This is a genomic window from Flavobacterium shii (genome assembly GCF_025847235.1).
GTDB lineage: Bacteria > Bacteroidota > Bacteroidia > Flavobacteriales > Flavobacteriaceae > Flavobacterium > Flavobacterium shii.
In genome coordinates, this window is sequence record NZ_JAOZEW010000045.1 from 1 (window position 1) to 9,460 (window position 9,460).

General features: G+C 34.7%; 6 protein-coding genes. All 6 read left to right on the forward strand.

All coding sequences use genetic code 11. From position 1 onward, the window contains the following. Positions 1-340: 340 nt before the first annotated feature. Positions 341-3,016: a methionine synthase gene (metH, locus tag OIU83_RS23405; RefSeq protein ID WP_264208689.1), complete on the forward strand. Its 2,676-nt coding sequence runs from the start codon at positions 341-343 to the stop codon at positions 3,014-3,016. A 109-nt stretch (positions 3,017-3,125) separates the two neighbouring features. After that, complete coding sequence (gene metF / locus OIU83_RS23410) at positions 3,126-4,082, forward strand: methylenetetrahydrofolate reductase [NAD(P)H] (protein ID WP_264208690.1); 957 nt, start codon at positions 3,126-3,128, stop codon at positions 4,080-4,082. A gap of 123 nt (positions 4,083-4,205) precedes the next feature. Continuing rightward, positions 4,206-4,859, forward strand: coding sequence for a class I SAM-dependent methyltransferase (locus OIU83_RS23415; RefSeq protein ID WP_264208691.1), 654 nt, complete (start codon positions 4,206-4,208; stop codon positions 4,857-4,859). 77 nt (positions 4,860-4,936) lie between these two features. Then, positions 4,937-6,160 (forward strand): dicarboxylate/amino acid:cation symporter, encoded by a 1,224-nt coding sequence (locus OIU83_RS23420; RefSeq protein ID WP_264208692.1) that lies wholly within the window; start codon positions 4,937-4,939, stop codon positions 6,158-6,160. A 205-nt stretch (positions 6,161-6,365) separates the two neighbouring features. Then, on the forward strand, positions 6,366-7,775 hold the full coding sequence (locus OIU83_RS23425) for a pyridoxal phosphate-dependent decarboxylase family protein (RefSeq protein WP_264208693.1): 1,410 nt from the start codon (positions 6,366-6,368) through the stop codon (positions 7,773-7,775). 326 nt (positions 7,776-8,101) lie between these two features. Continuing rightward, positions 8,102-9,274, forward strand: coding sequence for a PepSY-associated TM helix domain-containing protein (locus OIU83_RS23430; RefSeq protein ID WP_264208694.1), 1,173 nt, complete (start codon positions 8,102-8,104; stop codon positions 9,272-9,274). Positions 9,275-9,460 lie beyond the last annotated feature (186 nt).

Sequence of the window (9,460 nt, forward strand, 5' to 3'; positions counted from 1 at the left end):
CGCTCGCGCTAGCGAACAAGATTAGAAGCAAAGAATTTCGTAAGGACAAATTATATAAGTCGAGAATTTATTTTATTAAATGATGAAAATTCAAATTTTTTGAAAAAATATAAATTGCCTTATGAAACCGAAATTTGCGTGAGGGATAGAAGCGGCTAGCCCACAGCCTGACGAAGGAAGAGCGAGGACTAATAGCGGATAGCCTGACCCTTGGGACACGCCCAAAATAAAATTAAAAAAAGGAGAGACCTACAAGGTTTTTAAAACCTTGCAGGATTATAAATAAAGAATAAAAAAACTTAGTACCTAAAAAACTTAGGGACTTAGTAACTTAAAGAAAATGGCAGAAAATAGAAGAGACCTTGTATTAGCAGGATTAGAACCATTAATTATTACGCCAACAAGTGTTTTTGTAAACATAGGTGAACGTACAAATGTTACGGGTTCAAGAAAATTCCTTCGCCTAATCAAGGAAGAGAAGTATGACGAGGCACTTGATATTGCAAGACAACAAGTAGAAGGAGGAGCACAGATTATCGATATTAATATGGATGAGGGAATGCTTGATGGAGTTCAGGCAATGACAAAATTCCTGAATTTAATAGCATCTGAACCCGATATTTCGAGAGTGCCAATTATGATTGACAGTTCGAAATGGGAAATCATCGAAGCAGGTCTAAAAGTAGTACAAGGAAAAAGTGTTGTAAACTCAATCTCTTTGAAAGAAGGCGAAGAAGCCTTTATTCACCATGCTAAATTAATCAAACGATACGGAGCGGCGGCTATTATTATGGCTTTTGACGAAGTAGGTCAGGCGGATAATTTTGACCGTAGGGTTGAAATTTGTCAGCGCTCGTATGATATTTTGGTTAACAAAGTTGGTTTTCCTCCACAGGATATTATTTTCGATTTAAATATTTTCCCAGTTGCAACCGGAATGGAAGAACATCGCTTAAATGCCTTGGATTTTTTTAGAGGTACAAAATGGGTTCGTGATAACTTGCCACACGCACATATTAGTGGTGGAGTAAGTAACGTTTCGTTCTCTTTTAGAGGTAACGATCACGTTCGTGAAGCGATGCACTCGGTGTTTTTATACCACGCAATCAAGAACGGAATGACAATGGGAATTGTAAATCCTGAGATGCTTTCGATTTATGATGATATCCCTAAAGATTTACTAGAGCATGTTGAAGATGTAATCTTAAACAGACGTGATGATGCGACGGAAAGACTTTTGGATTTTGCCGAGAACGTAAAAGGCGAAGTAAAATCAGATGAAAAAGCAATTCAGGAATGGCGTTTAGGAACGGTTCAGGAGCGTATCACACATTCATTGGTAAAAGGTATTGATGCTTTTATAGAAATAGATGTCGAAGAAGCACGTTTGGCAGCAACAAAACCTATTGAAGTTATCGAAATCAATTTGATGACGGGAATGAATGTCGTTGGAGATTTATTCGGAAGCGGAAAAATGTTCTTGCCTCAGGTAGTAAAATCGGCACGTGTAATGAAAAAAGCAGTTGCATATTTATTGCCTTATATTGAAGCTAGTAAACAAGCAGGAGACAAACAAGGAAACGGAAAAATATTGATGGCAACTGTAAAAGGTGACGTTCACGATATTGGTAAAAACATCGTTTCGGTGGTTTTAGCTTGTAATAACTACGAGATTGTAGATCTTGGTGTTATGGTGCCTCCAGAAAAAATTATTGCTGCTGCGATAGAACATAATGTTGATATTATTGGACTAAGCGGATTAATTACACCTTCGCTTGACGAAATGGTGTATTTGGCAAAAGAATTAGACAAACAAGGAATTAAAATTCCGATTATGATTGGTGGAGCAACGACTTCGCGTGCGCATACAGCCGTGAAAATCGCTCCGCAATATAGAGAAACTGTAATTCACGTAAACGATGCTTCGAGAGCCGTAACGGTTGCAGGAAACCTATTAGATCATAACCGTAAGATATATGCAAGCGATATTCGTGCAGATTATGATGCGTTTAGAGAAACGTTTTTAAATCGTTCAAGAGATAAAAACTTCCTAACAATAGAGCAAGCACGTAAAAATAAATTACAATTGGATTGGGCTGAATATACGCCAACCAAACCAAAATTTGTTGGGGCAAAAGTAATCGATGTAGAATTAGATGTTTTGGTTCCGTATATCGACTGGACGCCATTTTTTAGAACATGGGAATTGTTCGGGAAATATCCAGCCATATTAACCGATGAGGTTGTAGGTAAAGAAGCAACTTCGGTTTTTGCAGATGCTCAGGAAATGTTGAAAGTGATTTTGGCTGAGAAAAAACTAACAGCAAAAGGTATTTACGGTATTTTCCCAGCGAATCAAATTGATGATGACGATATCGAATTGCGTGATGAAAACGGAAAAGTATTAGAGAAATTCTTAACACTTCGTCAGCAATCACAAAAAACAAAAGGAGCACCAAATATCGCTTTGTCAGATTTTATTCTGCCAAAAGACAGCGGAGTTACAGATTATATGGGAGCATTTTGCGTAACTACTGGTTTTGGTGTTGATGAATGGGCAGCCGAATTTGAGAAAGATCTTGACGATTATAATTCGATTATGGTTAAAGCGTTAGCCGATCGTTTTGCAGAGGCTTTCGCTGAATATTTACACGAAGAAGTTCGTAAAGATTTTTGGGGTTATGATGCCAATGAATCATTATCGACAGAAGATTTAATCGAAGAGAATTATAAAGGAATTCGTCCTGCTCCAGGATATCCTGCTTGCCCGGATCACTTAGAGAAACCAACAATCTGGAAACTCTTAAATGTAGAAGAAGAAATAGGAGTAACCCTAACTGAAAGTATGGCAATGTGGCCAGCATCTTCGGTATCAGGATATTATTTCGGAAATCCGAAAAGTAAATACTTCGGACTCGGAAAAATAAAAGAAGATCAGGTAGTAGATTACGCCAAACGAAGAAGTATTTCGACAGACAAAGCCATGAAATGGCTTAACCCAAACATAGCAGATTAAATCCCCACCCAGCCTCCCCAAAGGGGAGTAGCCGAAATGAGATAAAAAAATATTGTTCAATTAAAATTACCCGAGTTCTCCCCTCCTTTGGAGGGGTCGGGGGAGGATCATGAAAGTAACACAACATATAGAAAACGCCAAAGGAAATACCTTATTCTCATTTGAAATTATTCCGCCTCAAAAAGGGAAAAGCATTCAGGAATTATACGATAATATTGATCCGTTGATGGAGTTTAATCCGCCGTTTATTGATGTAACAACTTCTCGCGAGGAGTATATTTATATTGATAAAGGCAACGGACTTTTAGACAAAAAACTAACACGTATGCGTCCCGGGACGCTTGGGATTTGCGCTTCTATAAAACATAAATACAACGTAGATACTGTACCTCACGTACTTTGCGGAGGATTTACGAAAGAAGAAACCGAGTATCTTTTGGTAGATTGTAATTATCTGGGAATCGACAATGTGATGGCTTTACGTGGTGACGCCATGAAAGACGAGCAATATTTTATTCCAAAAGCAGGAGGGAACGATTATGCTGTCGATTTGGTTAAACAAATCAATTTATTGAATCAAGGAAAATATCTTCATGAAGTAATGGATATCGATAACAAAGCCGATTTTTGTATTGGCGTTGCAGGTTATCCGGAGAAACATTTAGAATCTCCTTCGTTGCAATCAGATTTAAAAAGGCTGAAAGAAAAGGTAGATGCTGGAGCTGATTATGTGGTAACACAGATGTTTTTTGACAACTCAAAATATTTCAATTTTGTAGAGAAAGCGAGAGAAATGGGGATTACAATTCCTATTATTCCGGGAATTAAGCCAATTGCTGTTCAAAGACATTTGCAGGTTTTACCACAGATTTTCCGAATCGATTTACCAGAAGATTTGATTCACGCTGTAAGTCAATGCAAGAATAATGCAGAGATTAAACAAGTCGGAATCGAGTGGGCAATTCAGCAATCATTAGAGTTAAAAGCAGCTGGGGTTCCTGTTTTGCATTATTATTCAATGGGAAAATCCGAGAATATTCGTCAAATCGCGAGTAAAGTTTTCTAATGTCATTGCGAGGTACGAAGCAATCTCATACAGCATATCTTTAGTGCTTATTATTAGTGTGATTGCTTCGTGCCTTGCAATGACTTTGAACTTAATTTTCAATTTTTAATAATTTCAACCATTATGAAAAAAGAAGAATTACAATCAATTGCATCTCAATTAAAAAAACCCGAAGGAGAAAAAGGAATTGAAATGGCAAATATGATGCATGAAACCAACATCAATATGACGCTAAGCTCAATCCGAAATCTTACTATCTCCCAAGGCGATAAAATATTAGAACTTGGTCATGGAAACGCAGCGCATTTAGAATATATAATGCAGCAAAGTACCCATTTAAAGTACTACGGACTCGAAATGTCCGAACTAATGTATGCCGAAGCACAAAAAATAAATAAGCAATTTGTAGATAAAAAAGAAGCTGAATTTGTTTTGTTTGATGGAAACATAATTCCATTTCCAGATGCATATTTCAATAAAATATTTACTGTAAATACCATTTATTTTTGGCAAGAGCCTGTAAATTTTCTCTTAGAAATATATAGGGTACTGGATAATAAAGGAATTTTTAGCTTAACTTTTGCACAGGAAAGTTTTATGAAAAAACTTCCGTTTACCGAATTTGAATTTAATCTTTACGATACCGAAAAAGTTGAAAAGCTAATCAGTCAGACACTTTTCAGGATTGTCAATTCAGAAACGTTGACAGAAAAAATAAAAAGTAAAACAGGAGAACTTGTCGATAGAGAATTTACTACAATTGTTATTGAAAAATAATAAAAGCAACGTTGATAATTTAGAACTCTTTTTTAGCGTAATTTAATTGATTTTTTAATACTAATGCTTTTTAAACTATGGGGACTAAAAAAATCAATTTTATAAAAAATTACAGTAGTATTCTTTTGCTTCTAAGCGGAATCATTGCGGGAAGTATTTTAGGATTAGTCTTTGGTAAAGATATTGAGATCATAAAGCCACTGGGAGATATCTTCCTGAACTTACTTTTTACTGCAATTATTCCGTTAATCTTTTTTACAATAACTTCTTCTATTGCCAATTTGGAGAAAACGGAAAAACTCGGAAGACTATTTGTTGTAATGGTCGCTGTTTTTTTAGGAACACTTCTTATTTCGGCTATTGTAATGATTATAGCCGTTTATATTTTTCCTATCCATCAGAACATTATAGTTTCTAAAGTTCCGTTAGAGAATATTGCAACAGGCAACGTAGGAGATCAAATCGCACAATTACTTACGACCAATGATTTCTACGAATTATTGTCCCGAAAAAGTATGTTGGCACTTATTATCTTTTCATTTTTAATAGGATTTGCAACCTTGCAATCAGGAGAAAAAGGGAATAGTTTCAAGAGTTTTCTAGATTCAGGAAACGAAGTGATGAAACAACTTTTAAATATGATTATGAAATTAGCTCCAATAGGTTTGGGAGCTTATTTTGCATATCAGGTTAGTTTTTACGGACCACAATTATTCGGAGTTTATGCCAAACCTTTAGGGATTTATTATGGAGCATGTATCTTTTATTTTTTTGTTTTTTTCAGCCTGTATGCTTTTATAGCAGGAGGAAAAAGAGCCTTTGTAGTGTTCTGGAGCAATAATGTTACGCCGGCACTTACAGCTATAGGCACTTGTAGTAGTATTGCAACAATACCAGCTAATCTTTTGGCAGCCGAAAAAATGAAAATTCCTGCACATGTCCGGAATGTAGTTATTCCGCTAGGAGCACCATTGCATAAAGACGGTTCAAGTATGTCATCTATCTTAAAAATAACCGTATTATTTACCATGTTCGGGAAAGATTTTACTGAGCCAAGTACCATACTTTTGGCATTAGGAATTACTGTAATTGTCTCCATTGTTGAGGGCGGAATTCCAAACGGTGGATACATCGGCGAAGTCTTGGCGATAACTGTTTACGGTTTGCCAATGGCAGAAGCCTTACCAGTAGCCATGATCTTGGGTACACTCGTCGATCCAATTGCTACTCTGTTAAATGCAAATGGAGACGTGATCTCGTCGATGATGGTCTCTCGATTCTCGGAAAAAACAAAATGGTAGAAACATAACTCATGATTAATTTAAACCATATTAGTGATATAAGTTCATTTTAGTTTTACGCTGATTCATCATGCTTATATTTACTTATATCATTTATATGGTTAGCTTTTTTATTACGCTATTAATGATAAAAACTTATTATTAAATAGTTAAGCATTGATTCTATATAACTCATTAATTTTATTTTAAACTAGAATATTCTAAAATGAATACAACACTTCAACAAGATTTAAACGATATTGAAAATATACTTGAAAAAGTAAAACAACAAGGAATAGAATTTTTAAATTCTATGGATACAGTTTCAACATCAAACGAAAATTCTATAACAACCGATCGAAATCTAAATCTATCTGGTTTAGGAGCATTATCTGCTTTGGAAGAATTCAATCAGAGATTAGCACCTTTGATGATTGCATCGCCAGGGCCAAGATATTGGGGATTTGTAACAGGTGGGAGTACACCAGCTTCGATAGTTGGGGATTGGTTAACGACTATTTACGACCAAAATACTCAAGCAGTAAAAGCACAAGGCGGAGTTTCGGCTTTAATAGAAATCGAGACAATTAATTTATTATTGCAATTGCTTGATTTGCCAAAATCATTTCTTGGCGGATTTGTATCTGGAGCAACAATGTCTAATTTTACTTCTCTAGCTGTTGCGAGGCAATGGTATGGAAAGCAATTGGGAAAAGATTTTGCTAAGAATGGAATTTCTGAACCAATTACAATTTTTTCTGCAACTCCACATTCATCTTCTATAAAATGTTTGGCAATGCTAGGAATCGGAAGTCAAAATTTCACTAAAATAAAAACAATTGAAGGAAACCGTGAAGCAATTGATATAGTCGATCTAGAAAAAAACATTGAAGCTTTAAATGGAAAACCTTTTATTGTAATTACAAGTGCTGCAACGGTAAATACAGCCGATTTTGATGATTTTATAGCAATAAGTGAATTTAAGAAAAAACACAAATTCTGGTGGCATATTGATGCTGCGTTTGGAGGATTTGCTGCTTGTTCTCCTAAATACAAACATTTGGTTAACGGTTGGGAAAATGCCGATAGTATTACAATCGATTGTCATAAATGGCTTAACGTTCCTTATGAAAGTGCTTTTTATTTGATAAAAGAAGAACATAAAATATTACAAGTAGAAACATTTCAAAATTCGAATGCACCTTATCTTGGGGATCCGTTAGAAAATTTTAGCTTCTTAAATTTCCTGCCTGAAAATTCACGTCGATTAAAAGCATTACCAGTTTGGTTTTCTTTATTAGCTTATGGGAAAAAAGGATATCAGGACATAGTCGAAAATAGTATTGACTTAGCTTTGCAATTTGATAGTTTTATTACTAATAATGAGAGTTTCGAATTATTAGCTCCAACACGTCTTAATAATGTTTGTTTTACATTATCTGGTGATCATAATCAAGAGAAAGTGAATTTATTCTTAACCCATCTTAATGATACTGGAAAAGTATTTATGACACCTACAGTATATCAAAGCCGTAAAGGAATACGTGCATCATTTGTGAACTGGAGAACGAGTGAGAAAGACATTCAAATTGTGATAGAAGAGATGAAAAACACAATTTTGGAATTGAAAATATAAACCATAAATTGATAGATTTATAAGAGCCCGTTTAATTTTAACGGGCTTTTTTATGGACAAAAGTCACATAGAATATATTATTTGAGCATACGTAACTTAGAATAAATGCTAGATATTGTTTATTCTCTTGAGTAAAAAATAATTTAAAAGTTAAATGTTATATTTATTTAGAATAATTAAATATTAATTTGACTTTTTGCAAGTGATAGGTTATTTTTGCTTTAAATCTCTTATAGAATTTATTAGCTATAAATAATTCTATAGTTATTCATAAACATGCCTTTTTTGCCCTAAAAATGCCCTATCTATAAAATTACAATGCCCCCATGAATACTATTAAAAGTCGTATAAGTAAGCCAACAAACAAAGGGAAATCTCGTTTTAGTAAAATTAATGCTTGGCTGCATTTATGGCTTGGACTTGCTTCGGGAATCATTGTGTTTATAATGGGAATTACAGGTTGTATTTTGGTTTTTGAACAAGAAATTAAGCATGTAACGTCTCCGTGGTTAAATGTCGAAGCTCAAAAGTCAGAAAAACTATTACCTCCTTCTCAGATATATGCAGCTGTTAGTAAAGCATTGCCTAATAAAGAGATTCATGGTGTATGGTATAATGGTTTGGATAAGACCATAAAAGTAGATGTCGAATCGGATTCTCTGATATATGTAAATCCATACAATGGTAAAATTACCGGAATTGTAGATCACGAAGATTTTTTTCATATTATGGATGAAGGACATCGTTATCTGTGGTTAGGTCGTGGTGTTGGTTCGCAAATAACAGCTTGGGCTACGTTTGTTTTTTTCTTTTTGCTTATAAGCGGTCTTATTCTTTGGTTTCCAAAAAAGTGGAATAAAACAACCAGAAATAGTAGTTTCAAGATAAAATGGAATGCTAAATTCAAGCGTGTGAATTATGATTTGCATAATGTAATGGGGTTTTATACACTCATTCTGGCGTTGCTTATTTCTTTTACAGGGCTATTAATGAGTTTTCATTGGCTTAGAGAAAGTACGTATTGGATAAGTGGTGGTTGGGCCGATGAGAAAGAGAATAAAGAGCAAGTTCTTGCTGTTAAAAAAGATACTTTATCCAAGAAACAGTTAGATAAACTGGCTGCAGCCGATTTTATTTGGAAAAAGGTACGTACCGAAATTGCTAAGGAAAATAAAGAAGCAGTTATTATCCATTTTCCAGATGAACCAGATGATGACTTTTATGCTTGCACAGATATGAATAAAGGAATTTGGAGGGACTTATACTTTGATCAACAAACTTTGGAATTAAAGCCAAATTCACAGGAGTATATTAATAACGAACGTTTCTCAAAATGGCTTATTCGATCCAATTATAGTTTGCATATAGGAGCTATTGGGGGAATACCAACAAAGATTATATATTTTGCTGCTAGCTTAATATGTGCTAGTTTACCTGTAACAGGTTTTTATATTTGGTGGGGTAGAAAGAAAAAGCAAAAGCCTACCGTTAAGATTTAAGATTGTTTTTTGTGTATTTTTAGTTAGTAAAAGTCTTTTGATAGAGTTCACATTCTTCAAGAGGCTTTTTATTTGTATAACGAAGTGAAATATTGAATTATTTTACCACAAAACTACCATAATGTTGTCTTTCTGCTCTAGAATGAGCAATATTGAGGAACAGCTTTGTGAACTTTGCGTAAATCC

What these genes read in the sequence shown, in the direction of transcription:
- metF (WP_264208690.1), top strand. Translation starts at nt 3,126, where the DNA reads ATGAAAGTAACACAACATATAGAAAACGCCAAAGGAAATACCTTATTC.
- OIU83_RS23415 (WP_264208691.1), top strand. Translation starts at nt 4,206, where the DNA reads ATGAAAAAAGAAGAATTACAATCAATTGCATCTCAATTAAAAAAACCC.
- OIU83_RS23420 (WP_264208692.1), top strand. Translation starts at nt 4,937, where the DNA reads ATGGGGACTAAAAAAATCAATTTTATAAAAAATTACAGTAGTATTCTT.
- OIU83_RS23430 (WP_264208694.1), top strand. Translation starts at nt 8,102, where the DNA reads ATGAATACTATTAAAAGTCGTATAAGTAAGCCAACAAACAAAGGGAAA.
- metH (WP_264208689.1), top strand. Translation starts at nt 341, where the DNA reads ATGGCAGAAAATAGAAGAGACCTTGTATTAGCAGGATTAGAACCATTA.
- OIU83_RS23425 (WP_264208693.1), top strand. Translation starts at nt 6,366, where the DNA reads ATGAATACAACACTTCAACAAGATTTAAACGATATTGAAAATATACTT.